At 61.9% G+C, this 26,647-nt stretch carries 23 protein-coding genes; 15 read left to right on the top strand and 8 right to left on the bottom strand.

Annotated elements, in window-relative coordinates; translation table 11 throughout:
* Positions 1-75 precede the first annotated feature (75 nt).
* Positions 76-2,469: a heavy metal translocating P-type ATPase gene (locus ACX3YF_RS04035; RefSeq protein ID WP_458973439.1), complete on the top strand. Its 2,394-nt coding sequence runs from the start codon at positions 76-78 to the stop codon at positions 2,467-2,469.
* Positions 2,466-2,879 (top strand): Cu(I)-responsive transcriptional regulator, encoded by a 414-nt coding sequence (gene cueR / locus ACX3YF_RS04040; protein ID WP_288101247.1) that lies wholly within the window; start codon positions 2,466-2,468, stop codon positions 2,877-2,879. Before ACX3YF_RS04035 ends, cueR begins: the two co-directional genes overlap by 4 nt.
* Positions 2,880-3,006: 127 nt before the next feature.
* Here cueR and ACX3YF_RS04045 read toward each other — a convergent pair whose 3' ends face one another.
* The gene (locus ACX3YF_RS04045) at positions 3,007-3,900 is read right to left on the bottom strand and encodes a PA4780 family RIO1-like protein kinase (protein ID WP_103403233.1); all 894 of its coding nucleotides are present in this window, start codon (positions 3,898-3,900) and stop codon (positions 3,007-3,009) included.
* Between the two features lie 444 nt (positions 3,901-4,344).
* Between ACX3YF_RS04045 and ACX3YF_RS04050 the strand changes: the two genes are divergently transcribed.
* On the top strand, positions 4,345-6,291 hold the full coding sequence (locus tag ACX3YF_RS04050) for a methyl-accepting chemotaxis protein (RefSeq protein ID WP_458973440.1): 1,947 nt from the start codon (positions 4,345-4,347) through the stop codon (positions 6,289-6,291).
* 91 nt (positions 6,292-6,382) lie between these two features.
* Here the strand turns inward: ACX3YF_RS04050 and ACX3YF_RS04055 are convergent, their stop codons facing one another.
* Entirely contained in the window at positions 6,383-7,174 is a 792-nt protein-coding gene (locus ACX3YF_RS04055; protein ID WP_130206474.1) for an AraC family transcriptional regulator, read from the bottom strand.
* 190 nt (positions 7,175-7,364) lie between these two features.
* Positions 7,365-8,642: an acetyl-CoA C-acetyltransferase gene (locus ACX3YF_RS04060; protein ID WP_458973441.1), complete on the bottom strand. Its 1,278-nt coding sequence runs from the start codon at positions 8,640-8,642 to the stop codon at positions 7,365-7,367.
* 216 nt (positions 8,643-8,858) lie between these two features.
* On the opposite strand from ACX3YF_RS04060, the gene ACX3YF_RS04065 reads away from it, so the two are divergent.
* Positions 8,859-10,211 (top strand): 3-oxoacyl-ACP reductase, encoded by a 1,353-nt coding sequence (locus ACX3YF_RS04065; RefSeq protein WP_458973442.1) that lies wholly within the window; start codon positions 8,859-8,861, stop codon positions 10,209-10,211.
* A 2-nt stretch (positions 10,212-10,213) separates the two neighbouring features.
* Positions 10,214-11,068, top strand: a complete 855-nt coding sequence (locus ACX3YF_RS04070; RefSeq protein WP_448645745.1) for a MaoC family dehydratase — start codon at positions 10,214-10,216, stop codon at positions 11,066-11,068.
* 115 nt (positions 11,069-11,183) lie between these two features.
* Here the strand turns inward: ACX3YF_RS04070 and ACX3YF_RS04075 are convergent, their stop codons facing one another.
* Together ACX3YF_RS04075 and ACX3YF_RS04080 are read right to left on the bottom strand one after the other, a co-directional pair.
* Positions 11,184-11,597, bottom strand: coding sequence for a response regulator (locus ACX3YF_RS04075; protein ID WP_130206466.1), 414 nt, complete (start codon positions 11,595-11,597; stop codon positions 11,184-11,186).
* 68 nt (positions 11,598-11,665) lie between these two features.
* The gene (locus ACX3YF_RS04080) at positions 11,666-11,866 is read right to left on the bottom strand and encodes a Flp family type IVb pilin (protein WP_130206464.1); all 201 of its coding nucleotides are present in this window, start codon (positions 11,864-11,866) and stop codon (positions 11,666-11,668) included.
* A 324-nt stretch (positions 11,867-12,190) separates the two neighbouring features.
* On the opposite strand from ACX3YF_RS04080, the gene cpaB reads away from it, so the two are divergent.
* Genes cpaB through ACX3YF_RS04120 form a run of 8 tightly spaced genes read left to right on the top strand, consistent with a single transcriptional unit; the run spans position 12,191 to position 19,683 of the window.
* Positions 12,191-13,144, top strand: a complete 954-nt coding sequence (gene cpaB, locus ACX3YF_RS04085) for a Flp pilus assembly protein CpaB (protein ID WP_130206462.1) — start codon at positions 12,191-12,193, stop codon at positions 13,142-13,144.
* A 21-nt stretch (positions 13,145-13,165) separates the two neighbouring features.
* Positions 13,166-14,428: a type II and III secretion system protein family protein gene (locus ACX3YF_RS04090; RefSeq protein ID WP_458973443.1), complete on the top strand. Its 1,263-nt coding sequence runs from the start codon at positions 13,166-13,168 to the stop codon at positions 14,426-14,428.
* Positions 14,425-15,612, top strand: coding sequence for an AAA family ATPase (locus ACX3YF_RS04095; RefSeq protein WP_458960780.1), 1,188 nt, complete (start codon positions 14,425-14,427; stop codon positions 15,610-15,612). The genes ACX3YF_RS04090 and ACX3YF_RS04095 overlap by 4 nt, the downstream gene beginning before the upstream one ends.
* Positions 15,609-16,889: a CpaF family protein gene (locus tag ACX3YF_RS04100; protein WP_198131598.1), complete on the top strand. Its 1,281-nt coding sequence runs from the start codon at positions 15,609-15,611 to the stop codon at positions 16,887-16,889. The genes ACX3YF_RS04095 and ACX3YF_RS04100 overlap by 4 nt, the downstream gene beginning before the upstream one ends.
* Positions 16,890-16,899: 10 nt before the next feature.
* Positions 16,900-17,784, top strand: coding sequence for a type II secretion system F family protein (locus ACX3YF_RS04105; protein WP_130206454.1), 885 nt, complete (start codon positions 16,900-16,902; stop codon positions 17,782-17,784).
* An 8-nt stretch (positions 17,785-17,792) separates the two neighbouring features.
* The gene (locus ACX3YF_RS04110; RefSeq protein ID WP_458973444.1) at positions 17,793-18,671 is read left to right on the top strand and encodes a type II secretion system F family protein; all 879 of its coding nucleotides are present in this window, start codon (positions 17,793-17,795) and stop codon (positions 18,669-18,671) included.
* A 10-nt stretch (positions 18,672-18,681) separates the two neighbouring features.
* The gene (locus ACX3YF_RS04115; RefSeq protein WP_454837792.1) at positions 18,682-19,395 is read left to right on the top strand and encodes a tetratricopeptide repeat protein; all 714 of its coding nucleotides are present in this window, start codon (positions 18,682-18,684) and stop codon (positions 19,393-19,395) included.
* 12 nt (positions 19,396-19,407) lie between these two features.
* Positions 19,408-19,683: a DUF3613 domain-containing protein gene (locus ACX3YF_RS04120; protein WP_130206448.1), complete on the top strand. Its 276-nt coding sequence runs from the start codon at positions 19,408-19,410 to the stop codon at positions 19,681-19,683.
* Between the two features lie 277 nt (positions 19,684-19,960).
* Here the strand turns inward: ACX3YF_RS04120 and ACX3YF_RS04125 are convergent, their stop codons facing one another.
* Together ACX3YF_RS04125 and ACX3YF_RS04130 are read right to left on the bottom strand one after the other, a co-directional pair.
* The gene (locus ACX3YF_RS04125; RefSeq protein ID WP_130206446.1) at positions 19,961-20,752 is read right to left on the bottom strand and encodes a response regulator transcription factor; all 792 of its coding nucleotides are present in this window, start codon (positions 20,750-20,752) and stop codon (positions 19,961-19,963) included.
* Between the two features lie 62 nt (positions 20,753-20,814).
* Positions 20,815-21,324, bottom strand: coding sequence for a prepilin peptidase (locus ACX3YF_RS04130; RefSeq protein WP_458973445.1), 510 nt, complete (start codon positions 21,322-21,324; stop codon positions 20,815-20,817).
* Positions 21,325-21,398: 74 nt separating this feature from the next.
* Here ACX3YF_RS04130 and ACX3YF_RS04135 point away from each other — a divergent pair, with 74 nt between their 5' ends.
* Positions 21,399-21,839 (top strand): TadE/TadG family type IV pilus assembly protein, encoded by a 441-nt coding sequence (locus tag ACX3YF_RS04135; protein ID WP_288101259.1) that lies wholly within the window; start codon positions 21,399-21,401, stop codon positions 21,837-21,839.
* Positions 21,836-24,589: an ATP-binding protein gene (locus ACX3YF_RS04140; protein WP_458973446.1), complete on the top strand. Its 2,754-nt coding sequence runs from the start codon at positions 21,836-21,838 to the stop codon at positions 24,587-24,589. Before ACX3YF_RS04135 ends, ACX3YF_RS04140 begins: the two co-directional genes overlap by 4 nt.
* On the opposite strand, the gene ACX3YF_RS04145 is transcribed toward ACX3YF_RS04140, so the two are convergent.
* Complete coding sequence (locus ACX3YF_RS04145) at positions 24,574-26,496, bottom strand: pilus assembly protein TadG-related protein (protein WP_458973447.1); 1,923 nt, start codon at positions 26,494-26,496, stop codon at positions 24,574-24,576. The two genes, ACX3YF_RS04140 and ACX3YF_RS04145, sit on opposite strands and share 16 nt — an antisense overlap.
* Positions 26,497-26,647 lie beyond the last annotated feature (151 nt).

Here is a 26,647-nt window from a genome sequence, read left to right on the forward strand (position 1 = left end):
TTTTTCGATTCGGGCTTGACCTTACCCGCATGGCAAGGTTGATCCTGTGGGCATCCACTACAGGGAGCGTGCCCCATGTCCGAATCCATTACCTACGATCTGCCCATTGCCGGCATGACCTGCGCCAGTTGCGCCGGGCGTGTCGAACGCGCCTTGAGCAAAGTCGTTGGCGCCACGGCTGTCAGCGTCAACCTGGCCACCGAGCAGGCCCGTGTTCAGGCACCCGCCGACAGCCTGCCGGCCTTGATGGAGGCCGTGCAAAACGCCGGATACAGCGTGCCGCAGCACAGTCTGGAATTGAGCATCGACGGCATGACCTGCGCCTCTTGCGTCGGTCGCGTCGAACGGGCGCTGAACAAAGTACCCGGCGTGAAGAGCGTCAGCGTCAACCTGGCCAACGAACGGGCCCACCTCGAACTGCTCGGCCAGATCGATCCGCAAACCCTGCTCGCCGCCGTGACCAAAGCCGGATACAGCGCGAGCGTCTGGGAGGCCGAACAGCCACAAACCGACAGCCAGCACACTCGCCTGCAACGCGAGCGCTGGGCCTTGCTCGCGGCCATCGCCCTCGCCTTGCCGTTGGTACTGCCAATGCTGCTGCAACCGTTCGGCGTGCACTGGATGCTCCCGGCCTGGGTGCAATTTGCACTGGCCACGCCAGTGCAGTTCATCTTTGGCGCGCGCTTTTATGTCGCGGCCTGGAAAGCCGTACGTGCCGGGGCCGGCAACATGGATTTGCTGGTCGCCCTGGGCACCAGCGCCGGTTATGGCTTGAGTCTGTATGAATGGGCCACGGCCGCCGGACGCATGCCACACCTGTATTTCGAAGCCTCGGCGGTGGTGATCGCCTTGGTGCTCTTGGGCAAATACCTGGAAAGTCGTGCCAAACGGCAGACCGCCAGCGCCATTCGCGCCCTCGAAGCACTGCGCCCCGAGCGTGCCATTCAAATCGTCGACGGTCGTGAGCAGGAAGTCGCCATCAGCGCCCTGCGCCTCAATGACCTGGTGCTGGTCAAACCCGGTGAACGCTTCCCGGTCGATGGCGCCGTGGTCGAAGGCCAGAGCCATGCCGACGAAGCGCTGATCAGCGGCGAAAGCCTGCCGGTGCCGAAACAGCCTGGCGACAAGGTCACCGGCGGCGCAATCAATGGTGAAGGTCGGTTGCTGGTTCGCACTCAGGCGCTCGGTGCGGAAACCGTATTGGCGCGCATCATCCGTCTGGTGGAAGACGCTCAAGCGGCGAAAGCACCGATCCAGAAACTGGTGGATAAAGTCAGCCAGGTGTTCGTGCCGGTGGTTTTGTTGCTGGCCCTGGCGACGCTGATCGGTTGGTGGCTGTACGGCGCACCGATGGAAACCGCGTTGATCAACGCCGTGGCGGTGTTGGTGATCGCTTGTCCCTGTGCCCTCGGTCTGGCGACGCCGACCGCGATCATGGCCGGCACCGGGGTGGCAGCGCGCTACGGGATTCTGATCAAGGACGCTGAAGCGCTGGAGCGAGCCCATGAAGTCAGCGCGGTGGTGTTCGACAAGACCGGCACCCTGACCTCGGGCGCTCCGCGTATCGCCCATTTGAGCGCCATCGACGGCGACGAAGCCGCGCTGCTGCAAATGGCCGGCGCCCTGCAACGCGGCAGCGAACACCCGCTGGCCAAGGCAGTGCTGGATGCCTGCAGCGAACGTGGCCTGACCGTGGCCGATGTCAGCGACAGCCAGTCCCTGACCGGACGCGGCATTGCTGGCAGCCTCGAAGGCCGGCGGCTGGCCCTGGGCAATCGGCGCTTGCTGGACGAGAGCAGCTTGAGCTTGGGTCCCTTGGCCGATTCGGCAAGCGCCTGGGAAACCGAAGGCCGGACCTTGTCCTGGCTCATCGAGCAAAGCCCGGAGCCACGGGTGCTGGGCCTGTTCGCCTTTGGTGACACCCTCAAGCCCGGCGCACTGCAAGCGGTGCAACAACTGAGCGCACGGCACATCAGCAGTCACTTGCTGACCGGTGACAACCGTGGCAGCGCCAAAGTGGTGGCTGAAGCGCTGGGCATCAGCGACGTGCATGCCGAAGTGCTGCCAGCCGACAAAGCCGCTACGGTCACCGCGCTGAAGAAAACCGGCGTGGTGGCGATGGTCGGTGACGGCATCAATGATGCGCCGGCCCTCGCTGCCGCAGACATTGGCATCGCCATGGGTGGCGGCACAGACGTAGCCATGCACGCCGCCGGCATCACCCTGATGCGCGGCGATCCACGACTGGTGCCCGCCGCGCTGGAGATCAGCCGCAAGACTTACGCGAAGATCCGGCAAAACCTGTTCTGGGCCTTCGTCTACAACTTGGTCGGCATTCCATTGGCGGCGTTCGGCTTCCTCAACCCGGTGCTGGCCGGCGCGGCCATGGCGTTGTCGAGTGTCAGCGTCGTAAGTAACGCGCTGCTGTTGAAAACCTGGAAACCCAAGGACCTGGAGGACAACCGATGAACATCGGCCAAGCAGCGCGCCACAGTGGCCTGAGCGCCAAGATGATCCGGTATTACGAGTCAATCGGCCTGCTCAAGGCCGCCCATCGCACCGACAGCGGTTATCGGATCTACAGTGACGACGATTTGCATACCCTGGCATTTATCAAGCGCTCCCGGGATTTGGGCTTTTCCCTGGAAGAAGTCGGCAAGTTGCTGGCCCTCTGGCAAGACCGCCAGCGCGCCAGCGCCGATGTCAAAGCCCTGGCCCGTCAGCATATCGAGGATCTGAACCAGAAGATCCGTGAACTGGGCCAGTTGCGCGATACCCTCCAGGACCTGGTTGAGCACTGCCAAGGGGATCATCGGCCGGACTGTCCGATTCTCAAGAACCTGGAATCGGGGTGCTGTGCTGAACCTGTTTCTGCCTGACACCTTGATGCTGAATGTACTGACGCCTTCGCGGGCAAGCCCGCGAAGGCGGACGATGAGGCAACATCCATATTGAATCTGTAACCCTGCAAAAAAACCGGCCGAAGCCGGGTTTTTCTTTAGCCGATCACTGCATCCACGGCGGAGGCGGTTCTTCGGCCTTGCCCGGTGGCGCGTCATCAGCGGCACGTGCAGCCTGCTTGCGCTCTTCATCCAGGCGTGCAGCCTCGATCTCGCGCATGATGCCGCCCACGTCAGCCAACTCTTCCGGTTCGTCGAACTCGCCGGTCAAGACGCTGGCCGGGTGCAAGGTGCCGGCCTCGTACAAGGCCCACATTTCCTTGGCGTACCGGGTCTTTTTCAGCTCCGGCGCGAACCGCCCGAAGTAGGACGCCATGTTGCCCACATCGCGCTCCAGCATGCTGAACGCGTGGTTGTTGCCCGCTGCGTCCACCGCTTGGGGCAGGTCGATGATCACCGGACCGGTCGGGGTCAGCAATACGTTGAACTCCGACAGGTCACCGTGCACCAGACCGGTACACAGCATCAGCACGATCTGCGAAATCAGAAAGGCGTGATACTCGCGTGCCTGGTCCGGTTCCAGCACCACGTCGTTCAGACGCGGCGCGGCATCACCGTACTCGTCGGCCACCAACTCCATCAACAGCACGCCTTCGAGGAAGTCGTACGGCTTGGGCACTCGCACACCGGCATTGGCCAGACGGAACAGCGCCGCCACTTCGGCGTTCTGCCAGGCGTCCTCGGTTTCCTTGCGGCCAAACTTGGAGCCCTTGGCCATGGCCCGGGCCTGACGGCTGTTGCGCACCTTGCGGCCTTCCTGGTACTCGGCCGCCTGACGAAAACTGCGTTTATTCGCCTCCTTGTAGACCTTCGCGCAACGTAACTGGTTACCGCAGCGCACCACATAAACAGCTGCTTCTTTACCACTCATGAGTGGGCGCAGCACTTCGTCGACCAGACCGTCCTCGATCAGGGGTTCAATGCGTTTTGGAGTCTTCATCAGCTTTTATTGTGGGTCCTTTATTACCAAACACGCGAAAGTCATTCGTTATACGGCAATCCTCTCCTTGACGGGAGGGGTTGCCGACCTATGAACGCTGCCGATGCACACAATGTGCCGAAAAACCTGACAAATTCCGCCGATGTTCATCGACCGCCAAGAATCATAGCCGAGCCCGCAGCACTTGTTGGAGAAGGGATGTAAGAGGATTGACGACAAAATCCGACATACCGTCCGACTATTTTCGTAGGATTTTTTTCCAACAGCCCTCAATTTCCCACGAGAGCAGCCGAAGTCATCAGTAACAAAGCGAATTGTCCGACGCTCGTTTCGATAGAAGACGACGACTTTCCCAGGAACGGGATCAACAACTCAGTTTATGTCTGCCATTAAATTCCGCGAGTCCTCTGCACTACGTGGGTTACAACAAAATATGGAGCGCGGATGAATATCAAACAGAAGTTGACGTGGGCGTTTGCAATCATCGCCTGCTTGCCCGTGGTACTGGTCGCCACCCTTGTGGTGCTGAACCTGCGCGGCGATGCCAAGGACAATTTCATCGACGGCAGCGGACGCGAGATTCGTCAGGTCAGCAACGCCATGCAGCTGTTTTTCGACGGCATCAGCCAGAACGTCGAGTACCTGGCCAACCAGCCCTTGGTCAGGACAGCCGACGCCAGCGTGAAAAGCCGCGTCAGCGCTGACGCCGCGAAAATTCCAGACACCGAGATCGACACCAAGCTGTTTGATTTGTTTGCGGCCCTGGCCGCCAGTCATCCGGCTTACTCCTACGTGTCCTACGGCCTGGCCAGTGGTGGTTATGCGTTCTGGCCTGGCGACGCCAAAATGGCCAACTACGATCCGCGCGTTCGTCCCTGGTACAAAACGGCGATGGCCAACCCGGGCAAGACTGTGCGCACCGAAGCCTATTACTGGGCCGGCGATGACGCCGTGCTGGTGAGTACCGTGCGCGCCGTGGCCAACCAACTGGGTGCCCAGGGTGGCGTGGTCAACATCGACGTGTCGCTCAAGCAGCTCACCGAAATCGTCAAACAGATCAAACTGGGTGAGTCCGGCTACCTGATGCTGATGGAAAACACCGGCACCGTGCTGGTGGACCCGAAACAACCGGAACATAACTTCAAAGCCCTGAGCAGCCTCGGCGACGGTTACGCGCAATTGGCCAAGGCCGGTAAAGGTCTGGTCGAAGTCGAGCTCAACGGCGAGCGCTACATGGCCAACGTCTGGCCGTCGGAGCAACTGGGCTGGACCTTCATCGGCCTGATCAAGCAAAGCGAAGTCATGAGTTCGGCAACCCAACTGACCTGGTTGATCGCCATCATCGCCGCCGTGCTGGCGGTGCTCTTCGCCGTCGTCGGCGCCAGTTTCGCCAGCCTTATCGTGCGCCCGATCCGCAGCGTGGCCAGCGGGCTGGAAGGCATCGCCCAGGGTGAAGGCGACCTGACCCAGAACCTGCAAATCCGTGGTCGCGATGAAACCGCGCAACTGGCCAACTGGTTCAACCAGTTCCTGGCGGCGATCCGCAACCTGATCCAGAGCATTGGCGGCGCCGCGAGCAAAATCCTCGACACCTCCAAGAGCTCGACCCAGGTCTCCCACGACATGGCCGAAGCGGCCGGTCGTCAACGTGAAGCCGTGGACATGGTGTCCACCGCGTTCCACGAAATGGTCGCCACCGCCAACGAAGTGGCCCGCTCTTGCAGCCAGGCCGCCGAATCGGCCGACAGTGGCCAGCGCCAGGCCCGCGAAGGCCAGCAACAGATTGACGCCGCCGTGACCAGCGTCGATCGCCTGAGCCAGGAAATCGAACAGTCGGCCCAGTCGATGCAACAACTGGAGCGCGACAGCAACGACATTCAGTCGATTCTCGGGACCATTCGTTCGATTGCCGAGCAGACCAACCTGTTGGCTCTGAACGCCGCCATCGAGGCCGCACGTGCCGGTGAACAAGGCCGTGGTTTCGCGGTGGTCGCCGACGAAGTGCGAGCCCTGGCCAAACGCACGGCCGACTCCACGGCGGAAATCGACGGGCTGCTGGGCAACCTGGCCAAACGCACCAGCCAGGTGACCCAGCAGATGCATGCGAGCCTGGAAGTGTCGCAGCAATCGGTCATACGCATCGGTGAAGCGCGCAGCAGCTTCGGGCAGATTCGCGAGTCGGTGGACGTGATCCGCGACATGAACACCCAGATCGCCACGGCGGCCGAGCAACAGCATCAAGTGGCCGAAGACATCAACCGGCACATCAGCCACATCCATGGCGATGCGCAGTTGGTGGCAGAGCTGGCGAACTCGGCGCGCCTCGATTCCCAGAGCCTGGCCGGTTTGTCGAATGAGCTGGACGGGTTGGTGCGCCGCTTCCGCACCTGACCGAAGACCGCTTCGCGGTCGATCGCTGGCAAGCCAGCTCCCACAAGATTTGCGTCACACTGTGGGAGCTGGCTTGCCAGCGAAGGCTTCATCACTGCCGAAACAACTCTCCCGGCGTAAAACCGAACAAACCCTTGAACGCCGCAATAAACGCCGACGTCGAGTCATACCCGCATGCCAGCGCAGCGTTGGTCACGCTGTCGCCCTCCTCCAGCAAGCTCAGCGATGACAACAGCCGCATGCGCTGGCGCCAGCCACGGAAACTCAACCCCGTTTCGCGCTGAAACAAGCGCATCAGGGTTTTCTCCGAAATGCCCAAGCGCTCAGCCCACGCCTGCAAAGTCACGTTGAGCTCGGGATTTTCGATCAGTTCGTTGCACAACCCCAGCAACCGTTCATGCCGAGGCAACGGCAGGGAAAACCCGACTTCCGGCAACGTCGCCAATTGATCCAGCAGCACACTCACCAGCCGCGCCTGCGGGCTATCGCCCTGCGGATACTCCACCGGCAGCAGGCAAAAACTCTTGATCAGTTCACGGGCCAGTGGCGTCACTTCCAGCACCCGGCAACGCCCGTCCGCCCACTGGCAATCCTCGCGACGCACGTAGAGGCTGCGCATCTCGGCACGCATCGAGGTCACCACCTGATGCTCCAGATCCGCCGGAATCCAGATCCCCCACTGGGGCGGTGCGAAGAAACTGCCTTCAGCGGTGTGCACGCCAAGTACGCCACTGATCGCGTAGGAAAACTGCACCCAGTCGTGGCGATGGGACGGCGTCCATGAACCGGCATTCAGGCTCTCCACCCGCGCATACAGCGGACGCGGCAACGTCTTGAGGGGAGGAATGCTGCGTTCGAGGGTGATTTGTCCGTTAGTCGGCATTGACTGACCTTATGTTGCAAGACGGCTGATGCGGCCGACGTTAGGCCATGTCACACATCGATTCAACACCGGCGGCCCTTGTGGGAGCGGGCTTGCCCGCGATAGCGATGTGTCAGGCAACAGCGATGGTGAATGTGCGGCCCCCATCGCGGGCAAGCCCGCTCCCACAGTTTTTCGCTGCCTTCAAAAATCAGCGCTCGATGATGGCGGTGACGCCCTGCCCTCCCGCAGCACAGATCGAGATCAGGCCCCGGCCTTTGCCTGCCGCCGCCAACAACTTCGCCAGGTTGGCCACGATGCGCCCGCCCGTCGCGGCAAACGGGTGCCCGGCCGCCAGCGAGCTGCCTTTGACGTTGAGCCGGCTACGATCGATTGAACCCAAGGGTGCATCAAGGCCGAGACGGGTCTTGCAATAGTCCGGGTCCTCCCAGGCCTTCAAGGTGCAAAGCACTTGCGCGGCGAAGGCTTCGTGGATTTCGTAGTAATCGAAGTCCTGCAAGGTCAGGCCATTGCGCGCCAGCAAGCGCGGCACCGCATACACCGGTGCCATCAACAGCCCTTCGGCGCCGTTGACGAAGTCCACCGCCGCCGCCTCGCCGTCGCGCAGGTACGCCAGAATCGGCAAGCCGCGCTCCTTGGCCCACGCTTCGCTGCCCAGCAGCACCAGCGACGCGCCATCGGTCAGCGGCGTGGAGTTGCCCGCCGTCAGCGTGCCCTTGGCACTTTTTTCATAGGCTGGTTTGAGTGCGGCCAGCTTTTCCAGCGTCGAATCCGCACGCAGGTTGTTGTCGCGGGTGAGGCCGAGGAACGGCGTCATCAAATCGTTGTGCCAGCCTTCGGCATAGGACGCGGCCAGTTTTTGATGGCTCTCCAGGGCCAGTTGATCCTGTGCTTCGCGGGGGATGCTCCAGGTCTGTGCCATCAGCTCGCAGTGCTGCCCCATGGACAAGCCGGTTCGCGGTTCGCCGTTGCGCGGGAACTCGGGAATCAGGTCACGGGGCCGCAACTGCAGAAAGGTTTTCAGCTTGTCGCCAGTGGTTTTGGCGCGGTTGGCTTGCAGCAGAATCTTGCGCAGGCCTTCACTGACACTGATCGGCGCGTCAGACGTGGTATCGACCCCACCGGCAATGCCGCAGTCGATCTGGCCCAGGGCAATCTTGTTCGCCACCAGCAACGCCGCTTCCAGTCCGGTGCCGCAGGCTTGCTGGATGTCATAGGCCGGGGTCATGGGTGACAGCCGCGAACCGAGCACGCATTCGCGGGTCAGGTTCATGTCCCGCGACAGCTTGAGCACCGCCCCGGCAACCACCTCCCCGATGCGCAGGCCATGCAGGTTGTAGCGCTCGATCAAGCCTTCGAGGGCAGCCGTGAGCATGGCCTGGTTACTGGCGGTGGCGTATGCGCCATTGGAGCGGGCGAAGGGAATCCGGTTACCGCCGATGATCGCGACGCGGCGCAGCTGAGTCATGAAAAGCTCCCTATCAACATTTGAAAGTTAAAACCGCCCCCTGTGGGAGCGAGCTTGCTCGCGATGGTGTGTCAGCTACATTGACTTCGACTGATACACCATCGCGAGCAGGCTCGCTCCTACCGTCTGGTCAAGCGTAGGCCTTATCTCGTGGATCGAACGACTGATCGCCATTCATGGTCCACACTTTGAACCTCAGCTGCTGGAGCGCGTTCCATGTCTGACCGCTATATCGACTTCGCCAATTCCTCCATCGGCCATCGCCTGGTCGGGGCCTTGGGCCTGCCTTCGCCGGTGCGCCTGGAGCGTTGGCAAGCGGGCCGCTTGCGTCCTATCGAAGGCGCGTTGCTGATCGGCGGCGGGCCGCTGGCGGAAAACGTCAGCGCCTTCGCCAATCGCCTGACCGATGCCATCTACAGCTACGGCACCGATCCTTCGCTGGCCACGGCGTGGATTCCCGGCCATGGCCCGAAACTCAAGGCCGTGGTGTTCGATGCCACTCACCTGGTGCAGACCGATCAGCTCAAACAGCTGCGCGAATTCTTCCAGCCCTTGATGAAGAACCTCGACCACTGCGCTCACCTGGTCATTCTCGGGCGTGAGCCGCAGACCTTGAGCGACCCGTTCGCCTCCAGCGCCCAACGGGCGATTGAGGGGTTCAGTCGTTCGCTGGCCAAGGAACTGCGCAGCGGCGGCACCTTGCAGCTGATCCATGTCGGCGAAGGCGCTGACGATCAACTGGAAGGCCCGCTGCGGTTTTTCCTTTCGCCGAAAAGCGCTTTCGTCTCCGGGCAAGTCATTCGCCTGAACGCCTGCGACACCCCGGTGACCGACTGGACCCGTCCGCTGTCCGGGCGCAAGGCGCTGGTCACCGGCGCGGCGCGCGGCATTGGTGCTTCCATCGCCGAAACCCTGGCCCGTGACGGCGCCGACGTCATTCTGCTCGACGTGCCACCCGCCAAAACCGATCTCGACGCCCTCGCCGCACGCCTGGGCGGGCGCAGCATCACCCTCGACATCTGCGCCGAGGACGCCGCCACGCAACTGGTCGAAGCGCTACCCGACGGCATCGATATCGTGGTGCACAACGCCGGCATCACCCGCGACAAAACCCTGGCCAACATGACCCCGGAATTCTGGGACGCTGTGCTCGCGGTCAACCTCAATGCCCCGCAAGTCCTGACCAGGGCCTTGCTCGATAACGGCACCTTGCGTGACCACGGCCGGGTCATCCTGCTGGCGTCGATCAGCGGCATCGCCGGCAATCGCGGACAAACCAACTATGCGGCGAGCAAGGCCGGGCTGATCGGCCTGGCGCAGGCCTGGGCGCCGCTGTTGCAGGCCAGGGGCATCAGCATCAATGCCGTGGCACCGGGGTTTATCGAAACCCAGATGACCGCACACATTCCATTCGGCCTGCGCGAAGCCGGGCGACGCATGAGTTCCCTGGGCCAGGGCGGCCTGCCTCAGGACGTCGCCGAAGCGGTGGCGTGGCTGGCGCAGCCGGGCACGGGCGCATTCACCGGGCAGGCCTTGCGCGTCTGTGGGCAAAGCGTTTTGGGGGCATAGGCATGATCACTGACTGGCACACACTCAACCGCGAGCCGAGCCTGCCGGGGCTGTATCTACGTGCGGCGACGCGACGCAAAATCAGCGGCACCACCCTGCCCGATGCCGGTTTGCGCTGCTGGATCAATGTCGATCCGCAACACCTGGCGGCCTATCGCAAGGTCTGCGGGTTCGCCGACGATGGTTTGCTGCCACCGACTTATCCGCACATCCTCGCGTTCGCCTTGCAGATGCAATTGCTGACCGCCAAGGACTTTCCGTTTCCGTTGCTGGGGCTGATTCATCTGAGCAATCGCATACGCATACTGCGGCCGCTGGGCGGGGTCAATCGGGTCCGGGTCAGCGTGCAAGTGCAGAACCTGCAACCCCACGCCAAGGGTGCGACCTTCGACCTGGTGACCACCCTCGACGATCAACTCGGGTCGCTGTGGGAAGCTGAAAGCCGGATGCTCTGTCGCGGCGTCAAGCTGGAGGGTGAGCCCGTCGAGCAGGTGTTGGCCTCGACACTGCCGCTGAGCGAAGTCGCGCACTGGAAAGCGCCCGCGGATATCGGCCGGCAGTACGCCAAGGTGTCCGGCGACTACAACCCGATTCACCTGAGTGCCGCCAGCGCCAAACTGTTCGGGTTTCCTTCGGCCATCGCCCATGGTTTGTGGAACAAGGCGCGCACCCTGGCCGCGCTGGCCGATCACCTGTCGACGGCGAACCTCGAGATCATGGTGCAATTCCAGAAACCGGTACGCCTGCCCAGCGAGGTGACGTTGCTCGCCAGTGCGGCGGGGTCGAGTGGCGATCTGCGCTTGATCGGCGCCGGAGAGCTGGAGCACATGATTGGGCATTGGCGGCCGCTCGCCTGACAACGTCTGAAGAAGACGCCGTGCTGGCGAAGGACGTTGCCGGGAGTCGTGTTCTACTCGCCGCCTTCGCCGGTCAGCCAGCCGTCAACAGATCGCCAGAACCAGACAGCGACATTCAGGGATAAACCAACTGAAGCCGCGGCAGTGGAAACAGGTTGTTCAACGTCTCCAACAGCCGTACGTGATAGATCGGCTTGCGAAACAGGTCCAGCACCTGCAACCGCAACATGTCACTCACGTCCTCCATGCCCGCATGCCCGGACATCACAATCACCGGCAGATGCTGGCGCGACGTATGCTCGCGCAAGCGCTTGATCAGCGACATGCCACTCTCCTCCGGCATGCGCAGGTCGGTGATGACCAATGCAATATCCGGATGGAGTGTCAAATGCTGCAACGCCAGTTTCACCGACGTCGCGGTAAAGCAAATAAAGCCTTCGCCCTCCAGCAACTCGGCCAACTCAAGTAACGCATCTTCCTCATCGTCGACCAGTAGAAGTTGCTGGCGCGAAAGCACAGGAGCGTTCATAGGAAACACCTGGAATGGGTTAGCGCTGACATTAGCGTCCGTTTTTAGGCCTGGCGACTTGCCAATACTCAACCCAGCGCAGTTTTGATTTTTCCAAAAATGGTGGTGATCGAAGTGCCCATACCAGTACTGAGTCCGGCAATCACCACCGCCACCATCGCCGCCACAATGGCGTACTCAATACCTGAAGCCCCTTCGGTATCTTTGGCCAGACTTTTATAGAAATCGATCTCGGATTTGATCTTCTGAACAACCTTGGCAACAGACATGACGTTCTCCTTGATGACCACGGGTGTTGCATCAACGCAACATGATTCCCCTATGCCAGCACCAGCATTGTCGGCATTTACCCGGTCAACAACTGTAAGAACGCATTAATACGAAAGTATTAGTCATTTGGTTGGCGTCAAAGAACCTGACATTTCACGTTAGTCGTTCACTTTTATCAGATATTTCCGTTCCGGTAATGGCATTTTGCACTAGCTGCGCTAGGGTCAAATAGCGAAATAGTTCAATGTTCATAGCTGCCTTATTGCAAATTTTTCTCGTTCTCTGATACGAAATTTTTGCGCAGCAGGAAAGGGAGAGCCGTCATGAACAGTCGTGCCATTCTGGGTCTTGCCGGACTGTCTCTGGTGGGCGCTGTCATTGCCGGTTACTGGGGCTTCACCCTGAGCCGGCAACCGGCCGCCGCCCCTGTGGTTGCACAGACCGGGATCGTCACCCCGACAGCCGCCACTCCCCAGGCAGCGGCGCCACAGGAAGAAGACACCCGCCAACCCGTCGTCGTGCTGCTGCATGACGTCGCGCCGTTCGTGCAAATCACTGCCGCCGACGTGGCCGTGGAAAAACTCCGCACCGCCCCTGCCGGCAGCCTCACCCGTCTCGATCAGGCGATCGGTCGCACGCCCTGGCGCAGCCTGCGCGCCGGAACCTGGCTCAGTGATGAAAGCTTCGAAGCCGGCAGCAAACTGGCGCGGATGATTCGTTCTGACGAACGCGCGCTCGCCGTATCCGTAGACGAAGTCATCAATGCCGGCGGCCAACTGGCACCGGGGGACTATGTCGACGTCTTGCTGTTTTTGCGCATGGACGCCATCAATCCCCAACCCTCGGCACAATTGGTGGTTCCGGCATTGCGCGTGCTGGGGGTGGGCGAACAGTTGGGCCTGACCAACGATGGCCAACCCACCAGCCCGGCCTACAGCAATGATGAAAAGCTCAAGCAGGAACAACAGCGTGCCAGCGCCCGTACCGTCCTGCTCGCCGTTCCCGCGCCGCTGTTGAGTCGCCTGCTCCTCGCCACCCAGGCCGGGGTGTTGCGCCTGGCAGTTCGCAGTGCGGATGAGAAACGCCTGGCCCGTTATTGGGCCGGTGAGAGCGATTCTGCGACCAACCTCGCCAACGCCAATCGCGAGTTGATTCAGTTCAATCAACTGGCCATGACCGCACCGCCCAAACCCGTCGTCGCCAGTGCCCCCGTCGCACCGAAAAAATCGGGCGTGGAAGTCATTCGCGGCAATGAACTCACTCAACAGACCCCCTGAATCGAGCAAGGACGCCTTTCCATGCGCAGACGAATTATTCCGTTATTCAACGGTTTGATCTGGGCCATCTTGATCGGCGGCATGCCGTTGACAGCCGCCGTCGCGGCAGGCGGCAACTGTGCCGCGCTGGGCCCGTTACCCGCCACCGTGGAAATCGGCGAAGGGCAGCAACAGGAGCTGCAATCGCCTGTTCCCATCACGCGCCTGGCCGTAGGGGACCCGAAGATCGCCGACGTTCGGGTCAATGGCAACCAGGCGTTCCTGCTCACCGGGATGGCCCCCGGCACCACCAGCCTGATGGTCTGGACGGCCTGCGCCAGTGCACCGCGCCAAAGCATGGTGTTCGTCCAGGGGCGCGCCACTGCGGCCATGACCAGGGCCGCGCGGCTGCCATCGGATGATCCGTCGCTGCCGTCACAGGTGCAGACCGACATCCGTTTCGTCGAAGTCAGCCGGACCAAACTCAAGGAAGCCAGCACCTCGATCTATGGCAAAAACTCGAATTTCCTGTTCGGCTCCCCTGGCACAGTGCCCAATACCGGGGTGACGCCCCGCGTGCTCCCGCTGCGCAACATCGATCCGCGCATCGCCACACCCAGCATTCCCCTGGCCAACGACGTGTTCAATATCGTCGCCGGTGGCGGTAACTTCCTCGCCATCATCAATGCCATGGAAAGCAGCGGCTTCGCCTACACCCTGGCACGCCCGAGCCTGGTCGCCCTCAGCGGGCAGAGTGCAAGCTTTCTCGCCGGCGGTGAAATCCCGATCCCGATTCCCAGCGCCAACAGCGACAGCTATTCCATCGAGTACAAGGAGTTCGGCATCCGCCTCACGCTCACGCCGACGGTGGTCAGCAACGATCAGATCGCCCTCAAGGTCGCCCCCGAGGTCAGCGAACTGGACTACAACAATGCCGTGACCATCGGCGGCACCACGGTGCCGGCGTTCACCATTCGCCGCACGGACACCAGCATCTCCCTGGCCGACGGCGAGAGCTTTGTCATCAGTGGTTTGATCAGCACGCAAAACGGCTCGCAAGTCAGCAAGTTTCCGGGCCTGGGTGACATTCCGATTCTCGGCGCGTTTTTCCGCAGCTCTTCGATCAGCCGTGAAGAGCGCGAGCTGCTGATGATCGTCACCCCGCACCTGGTCCAGCCGTTGGCCGCCAACGCGCAGCTGCCGTCGTTGCCCGGGGAGAAACTGCGCAACTACGACCCCAACTGGTATCGCCTGTACTTCCTCGAAAACGGCGACTTCGATAAACGCAGCGGGTTATCGCAATGAGCCAGAACCTGAGCCAGACCTTCCTCGCGATCACGCGTAACCACACTGACCTTGAGTGGCTGCAGGGCGCCCTCGCGCCGCTGGGTCAAGTGGTCAGCGCCGGCGCCGGCAGTCTCGACGAACTGCTGGCGCTGGTGGACGTGACCTTCGCCAGCCTGGTGTTCGTCGGCCTCGACCGCGAACACGTGGTGGCCCAATGCGCGTTGATCGAGGGCGCCCTGGAAGCCAAGCCGATGCTGGCGATCGTCGCCCTGGGCGACGGCATGGACAACCAGCTCGTGCTCAATGCCATGCGCGCCGGGGCGCGGGATTTCGTTTCGTATGGTTCGCGCTCCAGTGAAGTCGCCGGGCTGGTACGCCGCCTGAGCAAACGCCTTCCGGCCGTGACGCCGAGCACCCAACTGGGTGGCCTGACCGTGCTGTATGGCGTGCAGAGCAATGCCGACGGCGCGCTGCTGGCCAATCACATGGCGCAGGTGGTGCAGAAGAGCGGACAGCAAACCCTCTTGCTCGACCTGGGTCTGCCACGTGGCGACAGCCTGGCCTTGCTCGGGCTGGAGAGTTCGTTTCACTTCGGCGATGCCTTGCGGCATTTGCGCCGCCTCGACGCGACACTGATCGACAGTGCCTTCACCCGTTGCGAAGTCGGGGTGCGAATCCTCGCCTACGCCAGCCACGATGAGCCGCTGGAACACACCAGCGCCGCCGAGTTGTACATGCTGCTCAGCGCCCTGCGCCAACACTTCCAGCACATCGTGGTCAACCTCACCGGGCAACCGGACAGCGAAGCCCTGCGCACCTTCGTCAGCCATTGCGACAAGTTGTTGTGGTACACCGACCAGAACGTGCTCGACTGCCGTCGCAACCTCGAAGTGCTCAATCTGTGGCGCGAAAAAGGCATGAAGCTCGATCACGCGCGGCTGTTGGTGGATCGCTACTTGCGCGCCGTCGCGCCGGACTCCGACGCCCTGGGCAAAAGCTTCGGCATGGAGGTCATCGCCACCCTCGCCTACAGCCCTGAAGTGCGCCTGAACGCCAAGAATCAGGGCGTGACCCTGTTCGAACTGGCGCCACGGGAAGTCCTTACGCAAAGCCTGCGCACCCTCGGTGAATGCCTGGCCAAGCGTTCCGAAAACCTGGCCAAGCCCAAGTCCTGGTTCAGCCGTTTGAGAGGTGCGCAATGAGCGGCGAAAAACTGTTCGGTGTGGCGCAACGCAGCGTGGCCGGCAACACCGACCATGAAGGCCTGAAACTGGTGCTGCACCGCTACATCATCGATGCGATCGAAGAGTCGGGCAAAAACCTCCTGGAAGGATCGCGGCAGGCGCTGTCGCAATTCGTCATCGACAAAGTGGCCGAATACATCGCGCGCCTGCACCTGGCGATTTCCCGTTATGAGATGGAGCGCCTGGCCGAAGAGATCGTCGACGAGCTCACCGGTTTCGGCCCGCTGGAAGTGTTGTTGCGAGATTCGGCGGTGACCGAAATTCTGGTCAACGGCCCGCACCGGGTGTTCATCGAGCGCGACGGTTTGCTGCACCAGAGTGATTTGCGCTTCATCGATGCGCACCACGTCGAACGCGTTATCCAGCGCATTCTCGCCCCCCTGGGTCGGCGCCTCGACGAGTCGTCGCCGATGGTCGATGCGCGCCTGCCGGACGGCAGCCGGGTCAATGCGATCATTCCACCGATTGCCCTCGATGGCCCGTGCCTGTCGATCCGCAAGTTCCGCCAGGACATGCTCAACAGCACCGACCTGATGACCATGCAGACCATCGACCAGGCGATCTACGACTTCCTCAAGGAGGCCGTGGGCAAGCGCTGCAACATTCTGATCAGCGGCGGCACCGGCACCGGCAAGACCACGCTGTTGAACATTCTCAGCCAGTTGATCAATCCCCACGAACGGCTGGTGACCATCGAGGACATTGCCGAACTGCAACTGGGCCACCCTCATGTGGTGCGCCTGGAGACCCGTCCGCCGAATGCCGAGGGCCACGGCGAAGTGAAGTCCAGCGACCTGATTCGCAACGCCCTGCGGATGCGCCCGGACCGCATCATCCTCGGTGAGATCCGCGGCGTTGAAGTGGTCGATGTGCTCACCGCCATGAACACCGGCCACGACGGTTCCATGAGCACCGTGCACGCCAACAATGCCCAGGATGCGCTGCTGCGCCTGGAAACCCTGGTCGGCCTGACGGGCCGCAGCATCGCCGAACGCACCTTGCGGCAAATGATCTGCGCGGCGCTGGACGTGGTGATCCAGTTGACGCGCTTGCCCGATGGCCGTCGCTGCGTCAGCGAGGTCGTGGAGGTGATCGGCATCCGTGAAGATGTGTATGTGACCAATACGCTGTTCCGCCTCGACCGTCGCAGCGGCTTCGGTTTCATGCGCGAAGCGGTCAACCCTGCCGGTGACAAACTGCGTCGCGAATCGGCGCTCTCTCCCTCGGCGTACTGAAGGTTACAGCATGCTCAAATCGCTGCTGCTCATCCTCGTTTGCCTGGCCTTGCTCGGCCTGTCGGCTCGCCTGCTTTACCGCGGGTTGCGCCAGCCCGGCACCCAGCGCGTGCTGGAGCGCCTGACCCAGGGACAACCGGAACCGGTGGTGCAGAAATCGTCCTGGGTGGCACTGGATCGCGCCTTTTTGCGTGCAGGCCTCGGACGACCCACGGAGCGCCTGGGGCTATGGCTGACGCTTTGGGGGCTGGCGGTTTTGCTCGGGGTCGCGGCGGGCGGCTGGGTCGGTCTTTTCATTCCGTTGCTGCTGCCGCCCCTGTTTCTGCGTTTGTACATCGATTGGCGCTATCAACGCCGGCTCAAGCGCATGATCGAGCAATTGCCGACACTGCTTGACCATGCGGTGCGCAGCCTGAAGTCCGGACGCACCCTGGCCGATGCGGTACTGGGCGCCATCAACGTTGCCGAAGACCCGCTGAAAAACGCCCTGGGCCGGGTGCAACGCAGTGTGCAGTTGGGCGTCAGCCTGCCCGACGCCGCCTCGGACTTCGCCGAGCTGTACGACAAAGACGAACTGCGCCTGTTCGCCCTCGGCCTGAAGGTCAACCACCGCTACGGCGGCAACGCCAGCGAGCTGCTGGAAAACCTGATCAAGTTGATCCGCGAACGCGAGCAAGCGGCTCGTCAATTGAGCGCCATGACCGGCGAAACCCGCGTCACGGCACTGGTACTGGCACTGCTGCCGGTCACCGTCGCCGGCTACTTTCTGATCTCCAACCCGAGGTACCTGCTCAGCATGTGGAACGACGGCTCCGGGCAATGGATGCTGGTGAGCGCGCTCGTCTTGCAGGTGTTCGGCTGTCTGGCACTGTGGCGGATGTTGCGTAGCCTATGAACCTGTCCATGTTGCTGAGCTCACTGCTGTTTCTGTTGGCATCGCTGCTGTTGTTCAGCGTCGTGCTGGAACTGCGTCGGCGTGCGCGGCAAGTGGTGCGACGACTGGACGGCAAGGCGCCGAGCGAGCCACGCTTGAGCCAGTGGCTGCTGGCCCTGGGCGCCAGTCGGCTGGGCCAGCAGTCGGTCAAACTCGATAACGAAACCCAGACACTGCTCAACGGCCTCGGCTGGCGCACCGCGCGCAAACGCGCCCTGTATGCGGCGTTCCAGGTCGGCGTGCCGGTGCTGGCACTGGCCCTGAGTGTGCTGATTCAAGAGCTGTTCTTTGCGCACGTCGCCAATCGCTGGGTCGCGCCGACGTTTGCCACCGGCATAGGCTATCTGCTGCCCAAACGCCTGCTGGCGGCGGCTGCGCAGCATCGGAAGAAAAAACTGGCGATCGAGATTTCCACCTTCATTCCGTTGCTGCGCATCCTGTTCGAATCCGGCATGGCCGTGGAGCAATCGCTGCGTGTGTTGAGCAACGACGGCAAACAGCTGATGCCAACGCTCACCCATGAACTGCGCCTGGTGTTGGCCCGGGTCGATTCCGGCCTGGAGCTGGGCGATGAACTGAACAAGGCGAGCCGCTTGCTGGGGGTGGATGAGTTCACCGACACCTGCGTGATTCTGCAACAGCTGATCCATCAGGGCGGCGGTGCGATGAAGTCGCTGCTGGCGCTCAAGCTGTTGCTCGATGACCGGCGCCTGACGCGCTTGCAGGAATACATTTCCAAGATGTCCGCCAAAATGTCCGTCGTGATGATGCTGTTCCTCTTCCCGGCGTTATTGATCGTACTGGCCGGCCCGGGCCTCACCGCCCTGACCCGGGCCTTTGCTTCCTAGAGGGATCGTGATGAAAGTAGTGATTGCCGGTTTGAGTCTGCTGTTGCTGGGCGGCTGCGCGAGCAACGGCCAGACACCCTGGAACGCCCTGACCGACTCCGCCAGTTGCGGCAAGTTGAGTTCCGAAGAACAGCTGTCGCTGAACCTTGCGGACGACATGGCCAATGACGGCAAGCTGCACGCCAGCCTGGCCAATCTGCAGAACCTGCCGGACAACCTGGCCGATGTGCGCTTGCGCAAGGCCAAGGTCTATCGACTGCTGGGCCGCAACGAAGCCGAGCCGCTGTACCGCAGCCTGCTCGGCGGCTGCAAGGCGGCCGAGGCCGAACACGGCCTGGGTCAACTTGCTGTCGCACGGGGCGACAACGGCCAGGCCCAGTCCCACCTGCAACGGGCGGCACGCCTGGCGCCCACCGACGAAAAAATCCGCAACGACCTCGGTGTGGTGTACCTCAATCAATTGCGTGTCGAAGACGCCCGGTTCGAATTCCTCACCGCCCTTGAACTCAAGCAAAACAACACATTGGCAGGCCTGAACCTGGTGACGTTGCTGATCTATCAGGACGACTGGAGCCGCGCCGCCGAACTGGTCAGCCGTCTCGGCCTGAGCCCCGCCCAGGTCACCGAGGCCCAGGCCCGCGCGCAAAGACTCAAGGCGCCAGCCAAGTCCGCCCCGACCGTCGCCGCGCAAGTCGCCGTCGCCACCGCACCCGCCCTTCAGTAGGGAGAACCCAGGATGAAACCGACCACCCTCTGCTGCCTCGGCCTGCTGGCCCTGCCCCTCACCAGCCACGCCATCGACCCCGGCCCGAACTCGCCACAACAGCAGGAAACCGAAGGCTGGCTGCAACTGCAAAGCAGCAAGAACGCCGCCTCGCAAAAACTGCAAACCGCTACCGCAACCGAACGGGAACTGACGATGCAACGCTGGTTGAAAACCTATCAGCACGAGATCCCGCAGTTCTTTGATCAGGATGCGGGCGGGAAGGTGAGTAGCGGATCGGGGAATTAGTGCTGGTTGTTTGCGGTTGAGGAACGGGCGCATTCCTGTAGAGCCGGCTTGCCGGCGAAGCCGTCCTTGAGTCGTGCATCGCGCTTGAGGTCCTCTTCGCTGGCAAGCCAGCTCCCACAGGGGATCGTGGTCGCCCTTCACCACTCATCAGGCCGAGCGTTTTTTGCTTACTTTTTTTAGGCGCTTGTAAAAAAGTGAGTCGCCGTAAGGGCGAAACCATAAGTCGCCGTTACCGCGGAAACGGATATGTACGCTATCCAAAAAACCGATGGGCTATTCAGTGCGCCGTAACCCGCTGCCGCAACCCGGAACCGCTCGGCGAAAGCGCCAACGCCAACTGCGTCCGATTATGCATATGGGTCAACCGCAGCACCTGGGACACATACAGCTTCACCGTGTTCTCGGTGATCCCCAACTCACAGGCAATCTGATAATTGGTCAGCCCTTTGCCCACCAGCCGCGCCACATCCAGTTGCCTGGGCGACAACTGATTGAAAATCGCCGGGATCTCTACCCGATCCGCTTCGCTGACGGCCTCATCGCCCGACTCCACCGAACCCGACGAAAGCGGAGTCCGGCGAACCTTGTCCAGGTCCTGATACAGGTCCTCGATCGACTCGGACAGGTACTGCAGCTTCTGATCCAGGTGTCCCAGTTGCAGTGCCTTGTGCCGTTCCTGCAAGACCAGTTCCTGCCGCTGCAAGCCTTCGAGCAGCTCCGTCAGATCAATCGGCTTCTGGTAGTAATCGGCAAAACCGGCACGCAACGCCTTGATCACATCCTGCTTGTCCGCATGCCCGGTCAGCATGATCGCCTCGAACGCGCGGTGTTTGCCCGACAGCCGTTGCAGCTCCAGAACCAGTTGAATGCCGTCCAGACCCGGCATGTGCAAATCACAAAGCACCAGGCCGATATCAGGGTCTTCGTTGAACCGCTCGATGGCTTGATGGCTGGACCCGCAGGCAACGGAACGGTAGCCGCGGCTCTCAAGAAATTCGCAGAGTTCTTCAACGATGAATGGCTGATCGTCGACCACAAGGACTTTTACTGCCGAGGTACGCTTGCTCACGTGCAACTCCCTGCCAGGTCAAAGGCTGACCGTACTTCCAATCACAGCTCAGGGCTGTACAACTACTGAATGAAAGTAGTCGCACTTTCCGACTCTGTAAAAAAACGAAACACAGCCAATGTCAGCAACAAGCCCACGAGCAAAAACGGCGCGAAGGGTTGTTTTTTTGACATTCCAGGCTGCAGATAGCGAAGGCGTCCTCTAAGCCTTTGACCGACATGGAGCCAGACGCTTGGCGCCAGCAGCAGCCAGCACACACTGGCCAGTCCGGCACCGATGAACACGCCCAGCACATGCCGACCATCGGTCGCCAGACCCAGGGCGGTCATGAGTTTCACATCCCCGGCGCCCAGGCGTCGTAACGCATAACCGGGCAGGGTGAATGCCAGCGCCAACAGGGCTGCCCAGCCGCCCTGCTCGGCGGGTGCTCCCACCCAGGTGGTTCCGCTCAACAGCATCCATGCCAGGGCCAACGCCCCTGCGCCAAGGGTCAAGCCATTGGCGATGTGCCGCTCCCGGGCATCCTGCGCTGCGCATAGCGTCAGCCAGATCAGTAGGACAAGGCTCTGCATCCGGTAAAAAACGTCCGTTTTGGCTGAATGATTCTATGCTGACATTACCTAGTGATGTCAGGGTAGACGCACTCATGAAAACCAGCTTCCCCCGCAAGCAAAAAGGAGCCGCAGCGATTGAGTTCGCCTTGGTCTTCGTCATCTTTTTCGGCGTGTTTTACGCGATTGTCACTTACAGCCTGCCGCTGCTGCTGATGCAGTCGTTCAACCAGTCGACGGCCGAAGCCGTGCGCCGGAGCGTGGCACTGGACCCGAATACTCCCGGTTACGAAGCCCAGTTGAAGTCCACCGCCACGCAGGAACTGACCCGGCAACTGGCGTGGATTCCTGCGGGACTGAACTTCGACGTTGCTACTGACGCCACCACCACCTATGTCGGCGGAGTCCTGAAGGTGAGCATCAACTACCCCACCAGTAAATTGAATGCCGTCATTCCGTTTCTGAACCTGCCGGGAATAGGTCAAGTGCCTGATTTGCCCGCGACCCTCACCGCCAGTTCGAGCCTGCAATTTTGAGTGCCGGGGATAAACTCTTCGGGCGTTTGCTCAACCGCCACCCGCCTCCGCCCCTGGAGGCCCTGCAAGCGCCGAGCATGCCCGGTGTCGGCTTACAGATGCATCTGGACACCGAAGGTCGCGTGTTACACCTGACCGGACCGCTGCGACACGCGCTGGCCCAGCAGGTACCCGGCGCCCGGCCCCCGCATCTGCTCGACTTTTTGCTCCCGCACTGTGGCCTCGTCGTCGAGGGCTCCCCCGCCGATTGGCAGGGCCAGGCCCTGGACCTGGACTTCTACACACTCAGTGGTCAAACCCTGCACCTGCGCGGCTGGGTCCAGCCGTTGGCCGATGCCTGGCTCCTGCAATTGCTGGACATCGGCGATCTGCTGCTCGAGCGCCGGCAATCGCGGGTGAGCGAACAATGCCGATTGCTCGCGGTGCAGATTGGCGAGCAGTTGCGCCTGTGCAGCCTGACGCGCTTGCCCGAAGTCCTGTCCGATCAACTGCAAAGCCTGGCCCAGCGTTTTCACGTCCCCTGCATCGCCCTGGCATTGCTCGACGAACAAGAACAGGGCTGGCAGATTCACCAGCACTTTGCAGGCTTCGATGCGCCGCAACTGTGGCACACCGGACAGCGGCTGGGGACCGGCCTGGACAGCCTGAACGGCTCGGCACCGCAGCACCTGAACCCTGCCGAACACCCCCGTCTGCAAGTCATCTTTGGCAATGCCGAAGGGTTCGTCGTGCCTTATCACGATGCTCAAGGCGTGGCAGCCTGGTTACTGTGTGGTTGCTATCCGGTGCAGCAACGGGCGCCTGATGTCAGCGAGCGCGATTGGCTGCAGTTCGCCTCAGCGCTCGCCGGTCCCTTGTTGGAACGCTCCCGCGAGCAACGGCACCACCTGCAAATGGAGCGCCTGGAATCACTGCAGGCTTTGCTCGGCACCGGCTGGTGGGAAGTGTTCAGCGACAGGGCCGAGGTGCAACTGGCGCCCTCGCTGGCCAACACCCTGAACCTTGCCAGCGGGCGTTTACCGCTGAACGACTGGCTCGATCAGGTGCATCCCGCCGACCGCGAAGAACTGCGCAGTCGCTTGCAAGACCTGCTGGACGAAGGCACGCCGTTACTGCTGTGCGTGCGTTCGTATCGCCCCGACGCCGCACTGCCGCCGAGCTGGTATCGCTTGCAAGGCCAGGCCCTGGGTGTCGGCCGCCATCGGCGCCTGGTGGGCTTCATGCTCGACATCAGCGACATCAAAAACCAGGAACAACACGCCGCCGCCGCACACGCACGCCTGGACAATCTGATCGCCAGTTCGCCCGCGGTGATTTACGTGCAGCGCTATGTGGAAGGCGCGCTGCAACCGACGTTCTTCAGCGACAGCCTGCTGCCGTTGCTCGGTTGGACGCTCACCGATTGCGCCACGACTGCGTTGGTGGATCGGGTTCACCCCGAAGACCGTGATCGTTATTTCGAGCGCACCCGGCAACTGCTACGCGAAGGCTCGGTGCGCGCCCGCTATCGACTGCGTGACAGTCGTGGCGATTACCACTGGTTGCTCGATGAGGCCAAGCTTTTGCGCGATGACCTGGGACTGCCGGTGGAAGCCGTGGGCCTGTGGCTGGATGTCACCGAAGCGACCGTGGCGGCCGAACAGGTCAAGCAAAGCGAAGAGCGCTATCGGATTCTGGTGGAAGACTCCCCGGCGATGATCTGCCGATATCGCCCGGACCTGTCACTGACCTTCGGCAACCGGCCACTGGCGGCGTATCTGGAGTGCACGCCCGAGCAACTGCCGGGGCTGAACCTGGGCAACTGGATGTCGGCGCAACAGCGCGAATCCTTCCTCCAGCGCCTGACCCGCCTCAGCCCGGAGTTCCCGGTCAGCACCGCGGAAATCAACCTGCAATTGCCGGGTCGAGAGCATGCCTGGTGGGTCTGGTCGGATCGCGGGGTGTTCGACGAACAGGGCCAGTTGCTGGAGATTCAGGCCGTGGGCCGCGACAACACCGAAGTCCGGCGTTCCCAGCAGCAACTGACCCAAAGCGCAAAAATGGCCACCCTCGGCGAAATGGCCACCGGCCTGGCCCACGAAATCAACCAGCCTCTGAACGTGATGCGCATGGCGATCATCAATGTGCTCAAGCGCCTGGGCAACGGTGACGTGCAGGTCGATTACCTGACCGACAAACTCAATCGCATCGATGCGCAGGTACAGCGCGCCGCGCGGGTAGTCGATCACATGCGGGTGTTCGGCCGCCGCTCGGAGATCGAGCAACAACCGTTCAATCCGGCCCAGGCCATCGAAGGCACGCTGTCGCTGTTGGCCGAAGGCATGCGTGGCAAAGGGGTGGAACTGCGCATCAGCGAAACCGGGTTCGAGGTGCAGGTGCGCGGTTACGTCGATCAGCTCGAGCAGGTATTGATCAACCTGATGGTCAACGCCCGGGATGCATTGCTGAGCAAGCGCGAAACCCACCCCGAATTCAAACCGTGGATCGCGGTGTACGCCGAACGGGACCCGCAGTCGGTGCGCCTGTGGGTCGAGGACAACGGCGGCGGCATCGACCCGCGACTGCTGGAACGGATTTTCGAGCCGTTCTTCACCACCAAACCGGTCGGCATCGGCACCGGACTCGGCCTGTCGGTGAGCTACGGCATCGTCGAAAACATGGGGGGCAAACTGAGCGTGCGCAACTCAACCGAGGGTGCGCGGTTCTGTATCGAGTTGCCGGTTGTGCAGGAGGATCAGATCACCAGGTAGGCTTTGCCTTTCTCGCCGCAGGTCAGGTTGAAGCCGACGTCAACCTTGTTGATGTCGATCCCCAGGTTCATCAGCAGGCTGTTCACGATCGGGTCGACCAGCGGCGCCAACAGGCCACCGATGGCCGATGCCAAAAGCGCGACGACGTCGGACAGCGTCGACAGCAACGTACTCAACAAACTGCCCAACAGACTGCCGATGGTGGGCGTGTGTTGAATCAGCGTGATCCCGCCGAGCGTGCCCTTCAGACTGCCGACCACACCCGAGACCATCACCGGGTGCGTCGGGTCCGGAGACACATTGATCTCATGGGGGTTGGCAAAGGTGTAATTGGGCTCGGTGGTGCCGGCGACCGGGCTGTCGATCATGATTTCGCTGCCGCCACCGCCGAAAGGGGTTCGTGCGCCACATCCTGAGAAATTGCAGGTTTTCGAACCGATATCGACCAGCGTCAGCGGCGACAGGCTTTGAGCCGGCGACGACGATAGCCAGATGGCGTCGTCGATCTGGCCGACCTTGACCTGCACTGCGGAAATGTTGGTGGTGGCGGTGAGGCTTTTGTTGGTCGGGCTGGCGCAGGAATAGTCCGTGACGTAACTGCTGCCTGTGCCGGCTTCAATGCCGAGATCGAGGTTGAGCCCATTGGGCAGTATCTGCAGGTCGGTCTGGGTGCAATTGCCCAGAAGGCAACCAGGCGCCAGCAGTGTGTTGACCAGCCCCACCACCGGGCTCAACAGCGAGTTGACCCACTGCAGCACGGCATTGATCACCGACAGGTCCACCGACACCAGGATGCGAACCTGCGCAGTGCGCACGTAGATTCTGTTCACGCCCAGCGGCGCTGCTTTCGCCAGCGCCGGGTCGCCGACCGCCGAGAATTGCGGCGGTTGAATGACCTTGATGCGGGTGGTCACGCCCGCCAGTCCCAATACATTGACGGGCAACACAGCGGTCACCGCGCTGTTCTTGTTGGCCAGTTGAACGAACCCCTGAATCAATTGAAACAACTGCACCGTGGCGTCCAGCCCTGCCGCCTGCGTACCGGTTTGCAGCTGAAGCAAGTCACCCAGTTTGATGGGCGAAGCGCTGGTAGCGGCTACCTGCAAGTTGGCCAACGCGGTGGTGACGGTCGCGGTGGCGCCGTTGAGGTTCACCACGGTGGCCGCGGCCTTGATGAACTGGGTGACGTTGCCTTGCGTGTTCAACAGCGTGGTGTAGTTGCCGGCCGACACGCCCAGTTCGATGGCGAGCTGGTCCATGAATTTGAGCAGGTTGATATCGGTCTTGACCAAACCATCCCAGCCGCCAGCGGTCAGGTTGACATTGCCCCCCAGCAGCGTCGAGAACAGCGGATTCAAGAGGCTGGACTGTGAGCTATCGACGCCCAACAGGGTGCTGCGGATGCTCAATTGCGCCAGTGAGATCTTGGGCTCGGCGGCGACGGCCGTGGCGCTGAGCCGGGTCGTGAGGCTGGCCGGCCCACCGGAGAGCAACGCGCCGATACCGGCCGCGACGCTGGTGGCCACCGTGCGGGTGGCGATGACCTGGACGGCAGCGGACTTCTTCGGGTCGGCGCTGAACGCGCGCAAGTGATCGGCGCCGATCTGCAAGGTGCCGCAACTGACGGTCAGCGTATTGTCGGCGTTGACGGTAAAACCGTTACGGGTAGCGCTTTGGGTGGCGTAAGCGGTGGCACTCGCCCCGGACAAGCAGTTGCCATCGCGGGTCACCGCCTCCAGTGCGGCGGTGTCTGCTACGCGCTGCAGTTTGCGCTGCTCCAGGTAAAGCCTGCCGCTATCGATCACCAACAGCATGAAACCCAGCGCCAGCGCCAGCGTACCGGCAGCCATCAAACCAATCGCCCCCCGTTGCCGGGCCGGACCGCGAAACTGCAAGCAGGGAGACATCAAGCACTCCTTTGCCGGCGCACTGCCGAGCGCTACCTCCGTTGGTGTGAAGCAGTGTAGACAAGGGAAATCAGGACTGCTGGCAACTCGCCAGCGCAGACAACAAAAATTCCTGTGGGAGCTGGCTTGCCAGCGAAGAGGCCCTCAAGCG

The sequence above is a fragment of the Pseudomonas fluorescens group sp. PF-69 genome, assembly GCF_054481235.1.

Bases quoted from the DNA above. Each gene is read 5' to 3' on its own strand.
- ACX3YF_RS04130 (WP_458973445.1), bottom strand. From the start codon at position 21,324: ATGCAGAGCCTTGTCCTACTGATCTGGCTGACGCTATGCGCAGCGCAG.
- ACX3YF_RS04095 (WP_458960780.1), top strand. From the start codon at position 14,425: ATGAGCCAGAACCTGAGCCAGACCTTCCTCGCGATCACGCGTAACCAC.
- cueR (WP_288101247.1), top strand. From the start codon at position 2,466: ATGAACATCGGCCAAGCAGCGCGCCACAGTGGCCTGAGCGCCAAGATG.
- ACX3YF_RS04035 (WP_458973439.1), top strand. From the start codon at position 76: ATGTCCGAATCCATTACCTACGATCTGCCCATTGCCGGCATGACCTGC.
- ACX3YF_RS04145 (WP_458973447.1), bottom strand. From the start codon at position 26,496: ATGTCTCCCTGCTTGCAGTTTCGCGGTCCGGCCCGGCAACGGGGGGCG.
- ACX3YF_RS04120 (WP_130206448.1), top strand. From the start codon at position 19,408: ATGAAACCGACCACCCTCTGCTGCCTCGGCCTGCTGGCCCTGCCCCTC.
- ACX3YF_RS04080 (WP_130206464.1), bottom strand. From the start codon at position 11,866: ATGTCTGTTGCCAAGGTTGTTCAGAAGATCAAATCCGAGATCGATTTC.
- ACX3YF_RS04045 (WP_103403233.1), bottom strand. From the start codon at position 3,900: ATGAAGACTCCAAAACGCATTGAACCCCTGATCGAGGACGGTCTGGTC.
- ACX3YF_RS04100 (WP_198131598.1), top strand. From the start codon at position 15,609: ATGAGCGGCGAAAAACTGTTCGGTGTGGCGCAACGCAGCGTGGCCGGC.
- ACX3YF_RS04135 (WP_288101259.1), top strand. From the start codon at position 21,399: ATGAAAACCAGCTTCCCCCGCAAGCAAAAAGGAGCCGCAGCGATTGAG.
- ACX3YF_RS04070 (WP_448645745.1), top strand. From the start codon at position 10,214: ATGATCACTGACTGGCACACACTCAACCGCGAGCCGAGCCTGCCGGGG.
- ACX3YF_RS04075 (WP_130206466.1), bottom strand. From the start codon at position 11,597: ATGAACGCTCCTGTGCTTTCGCGCCAGCAACTTCTACTGGTCGACGAT.
- ACX3YF_RS04060 (WP_458973441.1), bottom strand. From the start codon at position 8,642: ATGACTCAGCTGCGCCGCGTCGCGATCATCGGCGGTAACCGGATTCCC.
- ACX3YF_RS04055 (WP_130206474.1), bottom strand. From the start codon at position 7,174: ATGCCGACTAACGGACAAATCACCCTCGAACGCAGCATTCCTCCCCTC.
- ACX3YF_RS04090 (WP_458973443.1), top strand. From the start codon at position 13,166: ATGCGCAGACGAATTATTCCGTTATTCAACGGTTTGATCTGGGCCATC.
- ACX3YF_RS04065 (WP_458973442.1), top strand. From the start codon at position 8,859: ATGTCTGACCGCTATATCGACTTCGCCAATTCCTCCATCGGCCATCGC.
- ACX3YF_RS04050 (WP_458973440.1), top strand. From the start codon at position 4,345: ATGAATATCAAACAGAAGTTGACGTGGGCGTTTGCAATCATCGCCTGC.
- cpaB (WP_130206462.1), top strand. From the start codon at position 12,191: ATGAACAGTCGTGCCATTCTGGGTCTTGCCGGACTGTCTCTGGTGGGC.
- ACX3YF_RS04110 (WP_458973444.1), top strand. From the start codon at position 17,793: ATGTTGCTGAGCTCACTGCTGTTTCTGTTGGCATCGCTGCTGTTGTTC.
- ACX3YF_RS04105 (WP_130206454.1), top strand. From the start codon at position 16,900: ATGCTCAAATCGCTGCTGCTCATCCTCGTTTGCCTGGCCTTGCTCGGC.
- ACX3YF_RS04115 (WP_454837792.1), top strand. From the start codon at position 18,682: ATGAAAGTAGTGATTGCCGGTTTGAGTCTGCTGTTGCTGGGCGGCTGC.